The organism is Geodermatophilus marinus, assembly GCF_003428645.1.
Lineage (GTDB): Bacteria > Actinomycetota > Actinomycetes > Mycobacteriales > Geodermatophilaceae > Geodermatophilus.
The window spans coordinates 232382-248007 of sequence record NZ_QVQH01000002.1; the positions used below are offsets into that span (position 1 = coordinate 232382).

The 15626-nt window shown below is 74.4% G+C and carries 19 protein-coding genes and 1 pseudogene; 10 read left to right on the plus strand and 10 right to left on the minus strand.

What is annotated here, in order from left to right; all coding sequences use genetic code 11:
- Nucleotides 1-177 precede the first annotated feature (177 nt).
- Both D0Z06_RS03440 and D0Z06_RS03445 read left to right on the plus strand, forming a co-directional pair.
- Nucleotides 178-1359, plus strand: coding sequence for a sulfotransferase family protein (locus tag D0Z06_RS03440; protein WP_158579865.1), 1182 nt, complete (start codon nucleotides 178-180; stop codon nucleotides 1357-1359).
- Nucleotides 1360-1623: 264 nt separating this feature from the next.
- Nucleotides 1624-2202: an ATP-binding protein gene (locus D0Z06_RS03445; protein ID WP_199522104.1), complete on the plus strand. Its 579-nt coding sequence runs from the start codon at nucleotides 1624-1626 to the stop codon at nucleotides 2200-2202.
- A gap of 54 nt (nucleotides 2203-2256) precedes the next feature.
- Here D0Z06_RS03445 and D0Z06_RS03450 read toward each other — a convergent pair whose 3' ends face one another.
- From D0Z06_RS03450 to D0Z06_RS27065, 8 genes and pseudogenes are all read right to left on the minus strand, one after another.
- Nucleotides 2257-3036, minus strand: coding sequence for a hypothetical protein (locus tag D0Z06_RS03450; protein WP_117375960.1), 780 nt, complete (start codon nucleotides 3034-3036; stop codon nucleotides 2257-2259).
- 99 nt (nucleotides 3037-3135) lie between these two features.
- Nucleotides 3136-3525: a VOC family protein gene (locus D0Z06_RS03455; protein WP_117375961.1), complete on the minus strand. Its 390-nt coding sequence runs from the start codon at nucleotides 3523-3525 to the stop codon at nucleotides 3136-3138.
- Nucleotides 3522-3818, minus strand: coding sequence for an ArsR/SmtB family transcription factor (locus D0Z06_RS03460; RefSeq protein WP_117375962.1), 297 nt, complete (start codon nucleotides 3816-3818; stop codon nucleotides 3522-3524). Before D0Z06_RS03460 ends, D0Z06_RS03455 begins: the two co-directional genes overlap by 4 nt.
- Before the next feature lie 52 nt (nucleotides 3819-3870).
- Nucleotides 3871-5055, minus strand: coding sequence for an NAD(P)/FAD-dependent oxidoreductase (locus tag D0Z06_RS03465; RefSeq protein ID WP_117375963.1), 1185 nt, complete (start codon nucleotides 5053-5055; stop codon nucleotides 3871-3873).
- A gap of 55 nt (nucleotides 5056-5110) precedes the next feature.
- Nucleotides 5111-5992, minus strand: a complete 882-nt coding sequence (locus D0Z06_RS03470) for an RNA polymerase sigma-70 factor (RefSeq protein WP_117375964.1) — start codon at nucleotides 5990-5992, stop codon at nucleotides 5111-5113.
- A gap of 10 nt (nucleotides 5993-6002) precedes the next feature.
- Nucleotides 6003-6590 carry a carboxymuconolactone decarboxylase family protein gene (locus D0Z06_RS03475; protein ID WP_117375965.1) on the minus strand — a complete coding sequence of 196 codons (588 nt, stop codon included), beginning with the start codon at nucleotides 6588-6590 and terminating at the stop codon, nucleotides 6003-6005.
- The gene (locus D0Z06_RS03480; RefSeq protein WP_117375966.1) at nucleotides 6587-6784 is read right to left on the minus strand and encodes a hypothetical protein; all 198 of its coding nucleotides are present in this window, start codon (nucleotides 6782-6784) and stop codon (nucleotides 6587-6589) included. Before D0Z06_RS03480 ends, D0Z06_RS03475 begins: the two co-directional genes overlap by 4 nt.
- Nucleotides 6785-6833: 49 nt before the next feature.
- Nucleotides 6834-7055: pseudogene (locus D0Z06_RS27065) on the minus strand (aminotransferase class V-fold PLP-dependent enzyme); the annotation flags it as partial.
- Between the two features lie 244 nt (nucleotides 7056-7299).
- Between D0Z06_RS27065 and D0Z06_RS03490 the strand changes: the two are divergent.
- The 8 genes from D0Z06_RS03490 to D0Z06_RS03520 all read left to right on the plus strand — a co-directional run bounded on the left by D0Z06_RS03490 (nucleotide 7300) and on the right by D0Z06_RS03520 (nucleotide 12960).
- Entirely contained in the window at nucleotides 7300-8325 is a 1026-nt protein-coding gene (locus D0Z06_RS03490) for a toll/interleukin-1 receptor domain-containing protein (RefSeq protein WP_117375968.1), read from the plus strand.
- A 91-nt stretch (nucleotides 8326-8416) separates the two neighbouring features.
- On the plus strand, nucleotides 8417-8908 hold the full coding sequence (locus tag D0Z06_RS03495) for a DUF4231 domain-containing protein (RefSeq protein ID WP_199522105.1): 492 nt from the start codon (nucleotides 8417-8419) through the stop codon (nucleotides 8906-8908).
- Nucleotides 8909-9049: 141 nt separating this feature from the next.
- Nucleotides 9050-9220, plus strand: a complete 171-nt coding sequence (locus tag D0Z06_RS25215) for a hypothetical protein (RefSeq protein WP_158579866.1) — start codon at nucleotides 9050-9052, stop codon at nucleotides 9218-9220.
- Nucleotides 9217-9969: a hypothetical protein gene (locus D0Z06_RS03500; RefSeq protein WP_117375969.1), complete on the plus strand. Its 753-nt coding sequence runs from the start codon at nucleotides 9217-9219 to the stop codon at nucleotides 9967-9969. The genes D0Z06_RS25215 and D0Z06_RS03500 overlap by 4 nt, the downstream gene beginning before the upstream one ends.
- A 108-nt stretch (nucleotides 9970-10077) precedes the next feature.
- Nucleotides 10078-10284: a hypothetical protein gene (locus D0Z06_RS03505; RefSeq protein ID WP_117375970.1), complete on the plus strand. Its 207-nt coding sequence runs from the start codon at nucleotides 10078-10080 to the stop codon at nucleotides 10282-10284.
- Between the two features lie 38 nt (nucleotides 10285-10322).
- A complete protein-coding gene (locus D0Z06_RS03510) occupies nucleotides 10323-11723 on the plus strand; it encodes a nucleotidyl transferase family protein (RefSeq protein ID WP_117375971.1) in 1401 nt (466 codons plus the stop codon).
- A 10-nt stretch (nucleotides 11724-11733) separates the two neighbouring features.
- Nucleotides 11734-12240: a SixA phosphatase family protein gene (locus D0Z06_RS03515; RefSeq protein ID WP_117375972.1), complete on the plus strand. Its 507-nt coding sequence runs from the start codon at nucleotides 11734-11736 to the stop codon at nucleotides 12238-12240.
- A 141-nt stretch (nucleotides 12241-12381) separates the two neighbouring features.
- Nucleotides 12382-12960: a gamma carbonic anhydrase family protein gene (locus tag D0Z06_RS03520; RefSeq protein WP_117375973.1), complete on the plus strand. Its 579-nt coding sequence runs from the start codon at nucleotides 12382-12384 to the stop codon at nucleotides 12958-12960.
- Nucleotides 12961-13031: 71 nt separating this feature from the next.
- On the opposite strand, the gene D0Z06_RS03525 is transcribed toward D0Z06_RS03520, so the two are convergent.
- Complete coding sequence (locus tag D0Z06_RS03525; protein ID WP_117375974.1) at nucleotides 13032-13787, minus strand: succinate dehydrogenase/fumarate reductase iron-sulfur subunit; 756 nt, start codon at nucleotides 13785-13787, stop codon at nucleotides 13032-13034.
- The gene (locus tag D0Z06_RS03530) at nucleotides 13784-15607 is read right to left on the minus strand and encodes a fumarate reductase/succinate dehydrogenase flavoprotein subunit (protein ID WP_117375975.1); all 1824 of its coding nucleotides are present in this window, start codon (nucleotides 15605-15607) and stop codon (nucleotides 13784-13786) included. Before D0Z06_RS03530 ends, D0Z06_RS03525 begins: the two co-directional genes overlap by 4 nt.
- Nucleotides 15608-15626: the final 19 nt, after the last annotated feature.

Genomic DNA, 15626 nt, shown 5'->3' on the forward strand with positions numbered 1-15626 from the left:
CAGCCGGCCGCGCCCTCAGCCCCGAGCTGCTCGAGGAGCGGACGACACATGACGAGGCGTCCGCCTGCCAGGAGTCACTTCACGTGTTCCGTACCAGCCTGCGAGGCTAGCGCGGTCGCGTCGAGGAGCAGGAGGCCCGATGTGGTGATGGACAGGCCCCCGCCACCTCCCGCGCCAGTGCGCCTGCTGAATGCGGTGGGTCGGCGGGCGGGGCATCGTGACCGGCTGGATGCGGAGGAGATGCTGTGGGATGCGCGGCGCCGCACCGGCCTGGCCGATCTCGGTCCTGACACGGACCAGGCCTACCGGCTGCTGGTCGACGCAGTCGATCGGGAAGCGCGGCTGACCACCCTGGGGCGCCTCGTCGTAGGTCGCCTCGTTCGCAGCCACCTCGCCCGGCGGCTGCAGGTGGTGGAGGCATTGCGGCAACGGCCGGACCTCGCGGTCGCCCCGGTACGACGCCCGCTCTTCGTCGTGGGCCTGCCGCGCACCGGCACGACGCTGTTGCACAACCTGCTGGCCCAGGCCGACGGCAGTCGCCCGCTGCTGGCCCGCGACGTGGTCCAGCCCGTTCCGCCGGTGCTGCGCGGTGCTGCGTACGACACCCGGGGGCTGCGCTACTGGGCGTCGGTGCGCGGTATGTACTACCTGGGGCCCGGCCGGAGAAGGCTCCACGACTACAACGCGGGTCCCGTGGAATGTCTGCGGCTGCTGGCGCGCAGTTTCGTGTGCTTTGCGTTTCCGAACATGGTCCACGTGCCGTCGTACGAGCGCTGGTTGTGGGAGCAGGACGGCCGCGCGCTGGTCTCTGCCTATGAGCTGCATCGGATGCAGCTGCAGACCTTGCAGGCCGATGGGCGTCGCGGGCACTGGGTGCTGAAGGCCCCCGCTCATCTGCCCGCCCTGGAGGCTCTGCTGACCGTGTATCCCGACGCGTCCGTGGTGCTGCCGCACCGCAGTCCGGCCACGGTGGTGGCGTCTCTCTCGAGCCTGGTCGCCCGCAATCATGCCCTGCTGGCGGAGGAGCCCGATCTGTCTGCGGTGGGCCGGGAGGTGTTGGCGCGGACGCTGCGGACGCTGGAGCGGGTCGAACGCACGCGGGCCGCGCTGGGCGATGATCGCATCATCGACGTCGGCTATCGCGAGCTGCTGACCGACCCGGTGGGCGCGGTACGCATGATCCACGAGCGGATCGGCCACCCGCTGCCGCCGGCCTCCATCGAGCGCATGCGTCGCTGGCTGGCGGACAACCCGCAGGGCAAACACGGTGCCCACCGGTACGGGCTGGAGCAGTACGGGCTCGACGCCGCAACCGTGGATCGGCTCACCGCCCGGTATCGAACGCCCTTCGACGGGTGACGGCCGCGTGGGGATGCGTGGATCGCAGTTCACGCCGTCCCCCCGGCGTAGGCGGGCAGCGACGGCCGCCGCCCGAACGCGCCTCTGCGGCGTCACTCACGATGTGAGGGCAATCGGCCCCTGTGACGAAGAGGACAAGATCCCTACCGCGCTGACGACCGCAGCGGCCACGAACGGGCGGCGGACGTGCGGCCGGTGTTGAGCACTCCAGAGCACACGACAGAGGCGCGAAAGCAGGGGTTCGACATCGAGCTCTGGGACTCCGTGAGCGATGAGGAAGCGGCCGCGCGGCGGAGGGACGTGCCGATGACGAGACCAACGCTGTTCCTGACCGTGGGCCTACCGGGCACGGGCAAGACCACGGAGGCGCGGCGGATAGAGGCCGAGAAACGAGCGCTGCGTCTTACGAAGGACGAGTGGATGAAGGCCCTCTACGGGCTCGAGAACCCGTCGTCGGCCGCCGCCGTGATCGAGGGGAGGCTCATCGGGATCGGGCTGCGTGCTCTCGCACTGGGGATCGACGTCGTCGTCGACTTCGGCCTCTGGGGCCGAGATGAGCGCTCCGCCCTACGGCAAGCGGCAGCCGATCTCGGTGCGGCGGTGGAGATGCGCTACTTCGAAGTCACGCCGGCCGAGCAGCGAGGACGACTCGACCGGCGCCAGGCCGAGGAGCCGCACACGACGTGGCAGATGTCCGACGAAGAACTGACCAGGTGGGCAGCGAGCATCAGCATCCCGACGCCCGGGGAACTCGACGGCAGTGAACCGATCGATGACCCGCCGGCAGGATTCGCGACATGGGACGACTGGCGCAGGCATCGCTGGCCGCCGGCGATCTCCTGACACCAGGGCCCCCGCACCTGCTCATCGGCGCGCGCATGCGCTCGGGAGCGCCAGTCAGCGTTCCGGTTCTCGAACCCCCGGGCCGTCCTCCCGGGTCTCGCGTCCGGGCAGGTCGTCGACGGTCACCGACACCGGGTCGGCGTGCCCGAAGACCGTGGTCGCAGCCGCGATCGCGCCCTTGAGGACGTGCTGCACGTAGTTCGCGGCGGCCATGGGACCGAGGCCGAAGGGCAGCAACCCGGCCAGGAGGGGCGGCCCGACCGCCAGCGCCCAGGCCCGGAGGATCTCCGACTGCGAGGCGGCGATCTCCTGCCGCTCCGCGGCCGTCAGCGCCACCAGGGCGTCGTACGCCGCGGGTCGCCCCACCAGCGCCGCGTGGGGTCCGAGGACCGCCTCGGGCCGGATCCTCCCGGTCTTGTCGAGCTCGACCGCCCCCTCGGTGAGGACCAGCAGGACGGCGGTGCGGGTGAGTTGCGGGTCGTCGAGGTCCCTGCCGTGCAGCAGGCCGACCCGGACGGTCGCACTGACCGCCTCCTTCAGGGCCTCCCGCAGCGCGACCGGGAGCCCGGCGGCCGAGAGCACCGTCCCGTACCCCGGCAGGATCGACGGCAGGGAGTAGGAGACCGCCCGCGCTGCCCTGAGCCGGTTCCCCCGGGTCACCTGGGCGACGAGGTCCCCCGGCGCGACCAGGGGCCTGCTCCCGCGCACCTTGTCGACGACCTCCCGGGCCTCCTCGACGGAGGGTTGGAGGGTCCGGTCGACCACGGCCATGGCGCGCTCGACCGTCGACTCGAGGTCGAACTCGGGCTTCGAGAAGCTGAAACCGCCGTCCACGTCGATCCCCCTGTCCGCTGACGAGGCACGCAGGATGCCAGGCATCCCGCGGGAACGGGAGCCCGTCGCGTGGCCGGCGGGGACCGGCAGCGGGCGCCGCTACTTCATCGTGGCGAGCTGGATGAGGTTGCCGCAGGTGTCGTCGAGGACGGCGGTGACCACCGGGCCCAGGTCGGTCGCGTCCTGGGTGAACTCGACGCCCAGCCCCTTGAGCCGCTCGACCTCGGCGTGCACGTCGTCGACGGCGAACTGGGTGAAGGGGATGCCGTCGGCGACCAGGGCCTGCTTGAACGCGCCGGCCGCCGGGTGCCCGTCCGGTTCCAGCAGCAGCTCGACGCCGTCCGGGTCGGCGGGGGAGACCACGGTCAGCCAGCGGGCCTCGCCGGCGGGCACGTCGGTCTTCTTGGTGAAGCCCAGCTTCTCGGTGTAGAAGGCGAGCGCCTTGGCCTGGTCGTCGACGAGCACGCTGGTGACGTTGATGCGGATCACGGGTTCGGGTCCTCTCCGTGGACGGGCCACCGCTCGACGATCGAGCGCAGCGGGCTCGTGTCGATGTGGTGGAACTTGTACCGGCCCTGGCGCCGGGTGCGCACCAGGCCGGCCTGCTCCAGCACGGCGAGGTGCTGGGAGATCGCCTGGCGCGAGGAGGACAGACCGTGCCGCACGGTCAGCCGGCCGCAGATCTCGAACAGCGTCTGGCCGTCCCTCTCGGTCAGCTCGTCCAGGATCGTGCGCCGCGTCGCATCGCCGAGGGCCCGGAACAGGTCGGCGTCCGCCTCCACGGGGACCGTTATAGGCAAGTGCCCGCTTGCCTGTCAAGGCTTCCCGTGCGGGTCAGACCCGTCCCCGGAGGATGCGGCGCCAGTAGACCTGCGGGAGGCCGTAGCGGTCGAACAGCCAGGTCGCGCGACGGGGCGTGAAGGGGTCCAGGAAGGGCACCGACGGGCTCGCGTGCCCGTCCCGGTCGACCTCGTTGAGCGACAGCATCCGCCGGCTCACGGTGATGGGCATGACCGTGTACCCGTCGTACCGCTTCAGCGGTTTCCCGCGCGCGGCGCCGGCGATGTTCCGGGCCAGGACGTCGACCTGCTTGCGCAGCGCGCCCCCCGAGGGGCGGGTGGCCACGGCCGCGGCGTCGCCGATCGCCCAGATCGACCCGTGGCGGCGGGACCGCAGCGTCCCGGGGTCGATGTCGACCAGCCCCGGCGACGGGTCGGCGGCGAGGCCGGCATCGGCGATCCACCGCGGCGCCCGGTAGTGCGGGACGGCGTGGGCGAAGGTCACGTCGTCGACCACGATCCGGCCGGCCGGCGTCCCGACGGTGACCGCGTGGGTGTCCCACCCCACCCGCTCCACCCGCGCCTCCCGCAGCACCTCCACCCCGTAGCCGGCGAACGCGCGCTCGAGGACCTCGTCGGCCTCCGCGACGCCCGTCGCGGTCGCCTCGGGCAGGACCAGCCGCACCTCGAGGTCCGCCAGCACGCCCGCGCGCCGCCAGTGGTCGCACGCCATGAGCAGCGGCTTGAGCGCGGTCGGCCCGCACGAGGCCGGCTCCGGCGGCACGGTGAAGACCACCGAGCCGCTGCGCAGCGACGTCAGCCTCGGCCACACCAGCGGTGCGCTCCCCGGCACGTAGGAGGAGGCGGCCCACCCGTCGGTGTACGCCGACTGCAGCCCGGGGGTGGCCGCCCAGTCCTCCACCAGGCCGGGGCAGAGGACCAGGGTCGTGCAGTGCAGCGTGCGCCCGCCGCGCGTCCGCACGGTCATGGCCGCCGGGTCGACCGCCTCGACGGCGTCGCGGACCCACGCGCACTCCTCGGGGAGGACGTCGGCCATCGGGCGCTCCAGGTCCGGCATCGCCGCCTCCCCGGCGGCGACGTAGTTGAGCAGCGGCTTGTACCGGTGCACCGGCTGCGGGGCCACGACGGTGACGTCCCGGGCGCCGTCGCGGAGCAGCCGCGCCGCCAGGGAGATGCCGGCGTTGCCGCCGCCGACGACCAGGGTCTCGCTGCGTTCCACGTCGTTCCCGAGGACAGGTCCCACGTCGCTCCCGGAGTCAGGCCGCGGACCTCCGTCACCGCCGCAGCTCGGCCACGGTGTCGAGCCTGCCGAGTTTGCGCGGGTTGCGCATCGCGTACATGCGGGTGATCCGGCCGTCGGCCACGACGAAGGTGAGCGCGGTGTCGAACCCGCCCCCCGGGTCGATCCGCGCGGCGACCGTGCCGTTGACCAGCGGCGTGGTGATCCGCACACCGGGCGCGAACTCCGCGAACCGGACCAGGGCCCGGGCCACCCGCTCCCGGCCCGCGACCGGACGCCGGGCGGCCGGCGCCAGACCGCCGCTGTCGGCGACCACGACGACGTCGGGCGCCAGCACGTCCAGCAGCCCCTGCACGTCCCCGGCGGTGACCGCGGCGAGGAACCGGTCCACCACCCGCTGCTGCTCGGTGCGGCTGACCGCCGTCCGCGGGCGGCGGGCGGCCACGTGCCGGCGGGCCCGGTGCGCGATCTGCCGCACCGCGGCGCCCGACCGGCCCACCGCCTCGGCGATCTCCTCGTACGGCACGTCGAACACCTCGTGCAGCACGAGGACGGCGCGCTCCGTCGGGGCCAGGGTCTCCAGCACGGTGAGCATCGCGATGGAGACGCTCTCGGCCAGCTCCACGTCCTCGGCGACGTCCGGGCTGGTCAGCAGCGGTTCGGGCAGCCACTCGCCGACGTAGTCCTCGCGGCGGCGGGCCAGGGTGCGCAGCCGGTTGAGCGCCTGCCGGGTGGCGATCCGCACCAGGTACGCCCGCGGGTCGCGCACCTCCGCGTGGTCGACCTCCGCCCACCGCAGCCAGGTCTCCTGCACCACGTCGTCGGCGTCGGCGGCCGAGCCGAGCAGCTCGTAGGCGACGGTGAACAGCAGGCTGCGGTGGGCGGTGAAGGCGTCGAGGACGGCGTCGTCGGTCACGTCGGGGCCGTCACGCCGAGGGCACGCCGCCCGGGGCGGCCAGCGGCGGCAGGCCGCAGGACGCCGCGAACCCCTGCGACCGGGTGCCGAGTGCGACGTTGCTCCGGGCGGTGGCGTTCATGAGACCGACCCTGGCGGTCAGCTCGACGAGCGCCGGCGCCCCCAGCTCCTCGAGGAGGGCGGCCGACATCTCGTCGGTGACCGCCGGCGGGGTCGCGCACATCGCCTCCGCGTACTCCATGACCCGCCGCTCCAGCGGGGTGAAGGCGGTGGACTCCCGCCACCGCGGCACCTCTCGCGCCTTGGCCTCGTCGAGCCCGCGGTCGCGGGCCAGGAAGTAGTGCAGGTCGAGGCAGAAGCCGCACCCGATCGCACCGGCCGCGGCCATGGTCGCGAGGGAGGCGAGCTGGGGGTCGAGCCGGTTCCACGACTCGGCCCTCCGCCCCAGCCGCATCAGGTCCTTCAGCACGGCCGGGTGGTGCCACATCACCCCGAGGCTCTCCGGTACCTGGCCCAGCATCCTGCGGCTCATCGTCGTGACCAGGGTCCCGTAGAGGCCGGTGATCTCGGTCGGGGGTACCCGCGTGCTGCTGGTCATGTCTCCTCCAGGGTGTGCGGTGGTGTCGGCATGGAGACACCGCCCGCGCCTGCGGTGTGACATCCCCGGGCCCGCGTCGGCCGCCGGCCGGGGACGGTGGCCAGCTCGTCGTCCAGCGCGCGGACGAGCGCCGCCTCCCGGCACCGCCGGGTCGCGGCGCCGGCGGCCAGCTCCTCGGCGGCGGCGAGGGTCACCGCACCGACGACGTCGGGGGAGCCGGCGTCGTCCCGGTCGGGGGGATTCGGCCCAGAGGACCTCCTCGTGGGACACCGCCCGCACGGCGCCGCCGCCGACGAGGAAGGGCTCACCGTCCGCGAGCAGCCGGCGCGGCAGGACGAGCGCCCCCGCACCGGACGGTGCGTGCATCGTGTGGCCGACACCGCCCACGAGGACCTCGACGTCGTCGCCCACCAGGCGGCCGAGCGGCCGGGACGCCACGTCCCCGCGGAGCCGGTCGGTGGTCATCGGGCCCTCCTCGTCCGGAGCGTGCGCCCCGATCCCCCAGAACGGCGAGCGTGCCCGTCGGACACCTCCCGGGTGACCGGACACCGGAAGCGGTCGCCCGCCCCGCGCCCCGCCCGGTCATCCTCCCCGCCCCGGGGTGCCGAGCGCTGCGCGGAACGGGTTCCCGACGTCGCGACGGGCCTACGATGGGTCGCCCTGCCGGACGGCCGGGCGTCGCGGGAGCGCGCGAAGGTGTGGGCGTGCGATGCGGGTGTTCCTCAGCTACCGGCGCGGTGACGTCGGCGGGTACGCCGGACGGCTGGCCGATGCGCTGCACGAGCGCATCGGTGCGAGGAACCTGTTCCAGGACGTCCGCGCGATCGCCCCCGGGCAGGACTACGCGGCGGTGATCGACCGAGCCCTCGACGACAGCGACGTCCTGCTGGCCGTCATCGGCCCGGGCTGGCTCACCGCCGCGACCCCGCAGGGGGCCCCACGCCTGTTCGCCGGGGACGACTACGTCCGCCTGGAGATCGCCCGCGCCCTGGACCGGGGCGTGCGGGTCGTGCCGGTGCTCGTCGGCGGCGCCTCGCTGCCCGCCGCCGCCGACCTGCCGGAGCAGCTCCGGCGACTGGCCCAGCGGCAGGCCGTGGTGCTGCACGACGAGACGTGGCACCAGGACGTCGACGGGCTGCTGCTGGCGCTCCGCGGCGAGCCGGCCGCGCCGGCCGGGCGTCGCCGCGGGCTGGCCGTCCTCGCGGTCGCGGTCCCGCTGGTCGCGCTCGGCGCGGGTGCGTGGGTGCTGTGGGGTCCTGGCGGCGGCGACGGCACCGGCGGCACCAGCGGCGGGGAGGGCGCCGACGAGGAGGCGGGGATCGCCTCCTGCGCGCCACCCGTGGGTGACGGCTGGCGGGACATCCAGCTCAGCGCGGACCCGACCGGGGGAGAGCAGGTCGAGGGTGGTTCGCTGCACTTCGCCGTCGAGGCCACCCGCTGGCGCCCGCAGGGGACGGCGTGGCACGTGGTCCTCGCCACGACCATGGAGGCCGCCCTGCCCTCCGGCGCCTACCACGGCGACTGGCGCTACGACTCCCTCGTCGTCGGCCGGCGGTCGTTCGCCCCGACGTGCTTCTCACCCTCACCCGAGTTCGTGGATCCCGAGACGGTGGGCGAGGCCCTCGTCGGCTTCGACGTGACCTGCGAGCCGGCCGGCTACATCCAGCTCAGGCTGGAGAACGACGCGGACCGGATCGACGTCACGGAACCGACCCTCGAACCGGGCAGCTGCTGAGGAGGCCGAGCGCCGTGAGCACTGCGAGCCCGGATCGTCCACCCCGCCGGTGGCCGCACCCCCGCATGCGCCGGGCCGGCGCACGGGCCGGGTGAGCGTCGTGGACGGCGAGCGGCCGGTGGCACCCGCGTCCCCGGTGCCGGCGGACACGGATCCCACCTGGCGCCGGCTGGAGGACCAGCTCGGCTGGTACGACCGCAGGAGCCAGGCGGCGCAGCGGGCGTTCAAGCGGGTCAAGGTCGCCCAGCTGGTCCTGGCAGCGGGCGTCCCCGTCGCGGTCGCGAGCGCCGCACCCGGCGTCCTGACCGCCGTGCTGGGTGGCCTCGTCGTCGTCCTCGAGGGCATCCAGCAGCTGTACCAGTGGCAGACCAACTGGGTGCTCTACCGGGCCACCGCGGAGGCGCTGAAGCACGAGCGCTACCTGTACGAGGCGCAGGCCGGGCCGTACACCGGGCCGGATCGCCACCGCGTCCTGGCCGAGCGCATCGAGGGGCTGGTGTCCCAGGAGCACGCCAGGTGGACCGAGGGCCGGCAGCACGCCACCGGGGGGTGGGACGCCGCCGCCGGCGACCGCGCCCGGTGACCCGGCCGGGGGCCGCGCCGGAACGCCTTACCCGGCGGGACGGGTGCTGCTTCACTGGCGGTAGGCGGGCGAGGGCGGTCCCGTGACCGCGGGAGCCGCGACCGACCGCCTCGGCTGACCCGACCGGCTCAGGAGTGGCACATGGACGTGCTGACCGTTGCACCGGCGTCGACCACCCCCGTGCCGCGGGCGCGGCCGTGCGTGGCCGGCAACATCGGCCGCGAGCGCCGGGAGGTCGAGTGCGAGCCGGTGGCCGACCCGGCCCCCGCCGCGCCGTCCCCGCCCGTCCCGGCGAGACCCGTTCCGGCGTGACGCCGCCGGCCGAGCAGGCCCCGGCCCTGGTCGCCGGTGAGGTGCGGGGCTTCCGGCGCTTCCGCCTCACCGAGGAGGGCCTCCGCCCCCCGGTGCAGGTGACCGCCGGGGCGTGGAGCGGGGAGGTCGAGCACGCCCGGTGCCTGGCCGACGACACCCACGCGCCACCGGTGTGGGGGTGCGGGTGCGGGCTGTACGGCTGGTACCACCCCAGCTTCACCGGGTCCGGCTCGGGCTGGGGGAACGTGACCGCGGTGGTCGCCGCCCGCGGCCGCGTCATCCTCGCCGACCACGGGTTCCGCGCCGCCGCCGCGCGCGTCGAGGCCGTCACGCTCCCCCTGGGGACCCGGCTCCGGCCGCGGCGGCGGGAGCGGTACGAGCGCCTCCTGCGCGACCGCTACCCGCGGGTGCAGGTCTACCGCTCCCGCCGCGGCATGCTGCAGCGGCACCCGCCGGACGACCTCTCCGCCCTGGGCATCGCGGTGCGGCCCGACCCCGGGCTCGCGTGCCGCAGGTGGGCCGTGGAGGTGTGGCTGGCGGGCGTCCTCGTCCTGTGCTCCGTCGCGGTGGTGCCGGGCACGGTCCGCACCGAGTTCGGCCCGGTCCTCGGGCTGGGCGCGCTGACCTGCTTCGTGGTGTGGCAGGTGATCCTCGTCCGGCTCGTCACCCAGGCCGTGCCGCCGCCACCGGGCACCCGACGCCCCGAGCCGCCGGGCGGTCAGGGGAGCGGCGCGGGTCCCGGTCCGTAGGCCGCGCTCCCGGCCCGGGCTCGGCGCAGCCGGGTCCCGTGGTGCCCGGGCCGGCTGCCCGGGTGCGCGGGGGCGGCGGGCGGTGCGGGGGAGGAGCACCATGGGGCCGTGGCCACCGGGCACCCGCCGGCGCACCGGCCGGGGCGCCACCCCCGGCCGTGGGTGTTCGCCGTCGTGCTGGCCTGGCTCACCGCCGCCATCGCCGTCCACGAGGTCCTCGAGGGCGGGTTCGACGCGGCCCGGGTGCTGGTCCGCGTCCTGCTCGCCGTCGTCCTCGCGTGGTTCCTCGCGCGGCTGCTCACCCGGCGGCACTAGGCTCGCCCCACCCAGCCGCGCAGCCGGAGGGAGCGCTCGTGGACGCCGGCGCGGACACCCTGCAGAAGGCCCTCCAGATCAACCTGGACCCCCGCTGGTACGGCACCATCGCCGAGATCGGCGCCGGGCAGGAGGTCGCCCGCTGGTTCTTCCGGGCCGGCGGGGCGGCCGGCACCGTCGCCAAGACGATGTCGGCCTACGACATGGCCGTCAGCGACGCCATCTACGGCAAGTCCGACCGCTACGTCTCCAAGGGCCGCCTCCAGGCGATGCTCGACCGCGAGTACCAGCTCAACCTGGACCGGCTCGGGGACGACCGGGGCGACGAGACCGCCTTCTTCGCCTTCGCCGACACCGTCGTGGCCCGCAGCTTCCGCGGCGGTAACGAGTGCCACGGCTGGATGGGCGTGGAGTTCCAGTCCCACCCCCGCGACGAGCCGAGCCAGGTGGTCCTGCACGTGCGGATGCTCGACGACGAGGCGCAGCAGCAGCAGGAGGCCCTCGGGGTGGTCGGGGTGAACCTGCTGCACGCGGCGTTCTTCCACCACCACGAGCCCGACCGCCTGGTCGAGAGCCTGCTCGACCGGCTCACCACCGGTCGCGTCGAGATCGACATGATCGAGCTCACCGGCATCGAGTTCCGGGCGGTCGACAACCGGCTGATGGCGCTCAAGCTGGTCCAGCTCGGCCTGAGCGGCGCGGCCATGTTCGGCCCCGACCGCCAGGTGCTGCAGCCCAGCGAGGTGCTGCGCAAGAAGGCGATCCTGGTGGAGCGCGGCAGCTTCCGGCCGCCCACCGTGGTCAACATCGACATGCTCGAGGCCGCCCGCGCGGCCTTCGAGCAGGACCCGGCCGTCGCCGGCCGGGAGGTCCTGCTGCTCACCGAGCTCACCATGGCCAACCTGCGGGCCGGTGGGGACGTCGTGGACCGCAAGGACTTCCTCGCCCGCGCCGACCTGCTGGCCGCGTGCGGGATGACGGTGCTCATCTCCGACTACCTGGCCTACCACCGGCTGGCCGCCTACCTCGCCTGGCGCACCGACGGCCGGATCGGGATGGTCATGGGCGTCCCGAGCCTGGTCGACCTGTTCGACGAGGCGACCCACGCCGACCTGCCCGGCGGCATCCTCGAGAGCTTCGGCCGGCTGTTCAAGAACGACCTGCGGCTGTTCGTCTACCCCATGCTCCGCGACGGCGAGGTCGTCACCGTCGACACCGTCGAGGTGCGCGACGAGCTGCGGCCGCTCTACGACTACCTCTACCGCCGCGGCAGCTTCGTCGGGCTGGCCGACTACAAGCCCGACTACCTGCCGATCCTCAGCCGCGACGTGCTCCGCCGGATCGCCGCGGACGACGACAGCTGGGAGTCGATGGTGCCGGCCGAGGTCTGCGAGGTGATCAAGAAGCGCGGCTTCTTCGGTCACCAGCGGGTCCGCTGACGGCCGCGCCGTGCAGCCCCGCCGCCTCCTGCTGGTCCGCCACGCGGAGGCCGCCTCCGCCCCGGTCGACGCCGACCGGCCGCTGACCCCGCGGGGCGAACGGCAGGCCGCGGCGATCGGCAGCTGGCTCGCCGCGGCCGGGCTGGTCCCCGACCGGGTGCTGGTCTCCCCGGCGCGCCGGGCGCTGCAGACGTGGGAGCGGGCCGCGGCGGCGCTGCCGGCCGGTGCGCCGCCCACCGTCGACGGGCGGGTCCACGACAACACCGTCGAGGCGCTGCTCGGGGCGGTCCGGGAGACCGGCGACGACGTGCGCACGCTGGCCGTCGTCGGCCACAACCCGTCGGTGGGGGAGTTGGTGCGGGTCCTCGACGACGGCCGGGGCGACCCCGCGGCGCGGCAGGACGCCGCGGCCGGCTTCCCGACCGGGACCGTGGCGGTGCTCGAGGTCGGCGCCTCCTTCGCCGCGACCGGGCCGGGTGGGGCGACGCTGCACGAGGTCGCCGTCCCGGGTCGCTGAGCCCCCGCGGCCGCCGGCGCGGACGGCGGGGCGCAGCCCCTCGTCCAGCCCGCCCCGATCCGGGACACTCGGCGGCGAGGGCGTCGGCGGGGTCGCAGGTCCCGGTCCGGCGCACCGCGAGCAGCCGGATGGAGGCGCGGGGTGGGCGACAACTACATCGCGGAACTGCACTTCGGTGCACCGAAGATCGACGACGAGGCCTTCGTCGCGCCGACGGCGGTGGTCGTCGGCGCGGTGACCATGGAGGCGCGGTCGAGCATCTGGTACGGCGCCGTGGCCCGGGCCGACGAGGAGGTGATCGTCCTCGGGCCGGACACCAACGTCCAGGACGGTTGCACGCTGCACTCCGACCCGGGCTTCCCCCTGCTGGTGGGCCGCGGGGTCACCGTCGGGCACCGGGTCGTGCTGCACGGCGCCCGGGTCGACGACGACGTCCTCGTCGGCATGGGCAGCGTCGTCATGAACGGCGCGCACATCGGCGCGGGGTCGATCGTGGCCGCCGGCGCGGTGGTGCCGCCCGGCATGTCCGTGCCCCCGCGGTCGGTGGTGGCCGGGGTGCCCGCCAAGGTGGTCCGCGAGGCCACGGACGACGACCTCGCGCACATCCGCGGCAACGCCGAGAGCTACACGACCCGGCTGCCGGCCGCCCGCCGGGTCCGCCCGGTGGTCCGCCGCCCGCTGCCGCCGGCCGGGACCGTCGTCGGCGACGGCATGCCGTGACGCCGGTCGACCCCCGCCCCCGAGCGCCGGACGCCGCCGACCGGGACGGCTGATCCGTCCCGGACCCCCGCTCACGAGCCGGCGCGCCGCCGGATCCTCGACCCGAGCCAGGTGAGCGGGTCGAACCTGCGGTCCACCACCCGCTCCTTCAGCGGGATGATCCCGTTGTCGGTGAGGTGGATCCCCTCCGGGCACACCTCGCTGCAGCACTTGGTGATGTTGCAGTACCCGAGGCCGAACTCGTCCTGCGCCGCGGCGCGGCGGTCGGCGACGTCGAGCGGGTGCATGTCGAGCTCGGCCAGCCGGATGAGGAACCGCGGACCGGCGAAGGCCCGCTTGTTCTCCTCGTGGTCCCGGATGACGTGGCAGGTGTCCTGGCACAGCCAGCACTCGATGCACTTGCGGAACTCCTGCGACCGCTCGACGTCCACCTGCTGCATCCGGTGGTGGCCGTCGGGGTCGCGCGGCCGGGGGGTGAACGCCGGGACCCGTGCCGCCTTCTCGTAGTTGTAGGAGACGTCGGTGACGAGGTCGCGGACGACGGGGAAGGTCCGCAGCGGGGTGACCGTCACCGTGTCGTGCTCGCCGAACGTGCTCATCCGGGTCATGCACATCAGCCGCGGGCGGCCGTTGATCTCCGCGCTGCACGACCCGCACTTGCCGGCCTTGCAGTTCCAGCGGACGGCGAGGTCGCCGGCCTGGGTGGCCTGCAGCCGGTGGATGACGTCGAGGACGACCTCGCCCTCGTTCACCTCCACCGTGTAGGTCCGCAGCTCGCCGCCGGAGGCGTCCCCGCGCCAGACCCGGAACGTCGCCTGGTGGCTCACGCCGGCACCTCCTCGAAGACCTCGGCCAGCTCGGACGGCATCTGCGGCAGCGGCTGGCGGGTCAGGGCCACCGACCCGTCCGGCGCGCGGGAGCACACGAGGTTGGTCCGGCCCCACTCGGGGTCGGTGGCCGGGAAGTCGTCGCGGGTGTGCCCGCCCCGGCTCTCCTGCCGCTCGAGGGCCGCGCGCGCGATGCACTCGCTCACCAGCAGCATGTGCGGCAGGTCCAGGGCCAGGTGCCAGCCCGGGTTGTACTGCCGGTGCCCCTCCACCGAGAGGGCGGCGACGCGCTCCCGGAGGACGGCGATCCGCTCGAGCGCCTGTTCCACCTCCGGCGCGGTCCGGATGATGCCGACCAGGTCGTGCATCGTCTGCTGCAGCTCCTGCTGCACCGCGTAGGGGTTCTCCCCGCCCTCGCGCTCGAACGGCGCCAGGGCCGCCCGCGCCGCACCGGCCAGCTCCTCCTCGGACAGCTCCGCCCGGTCCGCCCCGCGGGCCAGGGCGTGCTCGGCCGCCGCCAGGCCGGCGCGGCGGCCGAACACCAGCAGGTCCGACAGCGAGTTGCCGCCCAGCCGGTTCGAGCCGTGCATGCCGCCGGCGACCTCGCCCGCCGCGAACAGGCCCGGCACCCGGGAGGCCTGGGTGTCCGGGTCGACCTCCACGCCGCCCATCACGTAGTGGCAGGTGGGGCCGACCTCCATGGCCTCGGCCGTGATGTCGACCTCGGCCAGCTCCTTGAACTGGTGGTACATCGACGGCAGCCGCCGGCGGACGTACTCGGCGTCGCGGCGGGTGGCGATGTCGAGGAACACCCCGCCGTGCGGCGACCCCCGGCCCGCCTTCACCTCGCTGTTGATCGCGCGGGCCACCTCGTCGCGGGGCAGCAGCTCCGGCGGGCGCCGGTTGTTGCGCTTGTCGTCGTACCACCGGTCGGCCTCGGCCTCGGTCTCGGCGGTCTCCTTGCGGAAGAAGTCGGGGATGTAGTCGAACATGAAGCGGTTGCCCGCGGAGTTCCGCAGGACGCCGCCGTCCCCGCGGACGCTCTCGGTGACCAGGATGCCGCGCACCGACGGCGGCCAGACCATCCCGGTCGGGTGGAACTGGACGAACTCCATGTTGACCAGGCCGGCCCCGGCCCGGAGCGCCAGCGAGTGGCCGTCGCCGGTGTACTCCCAGGAGTTGGACGTGACCTTGTAGGACTTGCCGATGCCCCCGGTGGCCAGCACGACCGACGGTGCCCGCCAGGCGATGAACCGCCCCGACTCCCGCCAGTAGCCGAACGCGCCGGTGACCGACCCGGCGCCGTCCGCACCCTCCGCCCCGGTCAGCAGCCGGGTGACGGTGCACTCCATGTAGACGTCGATGCCGAGCGCCACGGTGCGCTGCTGCAGGGTGCGGATGAGCTCCAGCCCGGTGCGGTCACCGACGTGCGCCAGCCGGGCGTAGCGGTGCCCGCCGAAGTCGCGCTGGCTGATCAGGCCGTCGGGGGTGCGGTCGAACAGCGCGCCCCAGTCCTCCAGCTCGCGGACCCGGTCCGGTGCCTCCTGCGCGTGCAGCTGCGCCATGCGCCAGTGGTTGAGCATCTTCCCGCCGCGCATGGTGTCCCGGAAGTGCACCCGCCAGTTGTCCTCGGGGTAGAGGTTGGCCATGGCCGCGGCGATCCCGCCCTCGGCCATCACCGTGTGCGCCTTGCCGAGCAGGGACTTGCACACCACGGCCGTGCGCGCCCCGCTCTCGTGGGCGGCGATCGCGGCCCGCAGGCCGGCGCCCCCGGCGCCCACCACCACGACGTCGTACTCGTGCCGTTCGAGCTCCACCATCAGGGCTCCGTTGTCCGAG

Bases quoted from the DNA above. Each gene is read 5' to 3' on its own strand.
- D0Z06_RS25215 (WP_158579866.1), top strand. From the start codon at position 9,050: ATGGACGTGCTGACCGTTGCACCGGCGTCGACCACCCCCGTGCCGCGG.
- D0Z06_RS03490 (WP_117375968.1), top strand. From the start codon at position 7,300: ATGCGGGTGTTCCTCAGCTACCGGCGCGGTGACGTCGGCGGGTACGCC.
- D0Z06_RS03475 (WP_117375965.1), bottom strand. From the start codon at position 6,590: ATGACCAGCAGCACGCGGGTACCCCCGACCGAGATCACCGGCCTCTAC.
- D0Z06_RS03530 (WP_117375975.1), bottom strand. From the start codon at position 15,607: ATGGTGGAGCTCGAACGGCACGAGTACGACGTCGTGGTGGTGGGCGCC.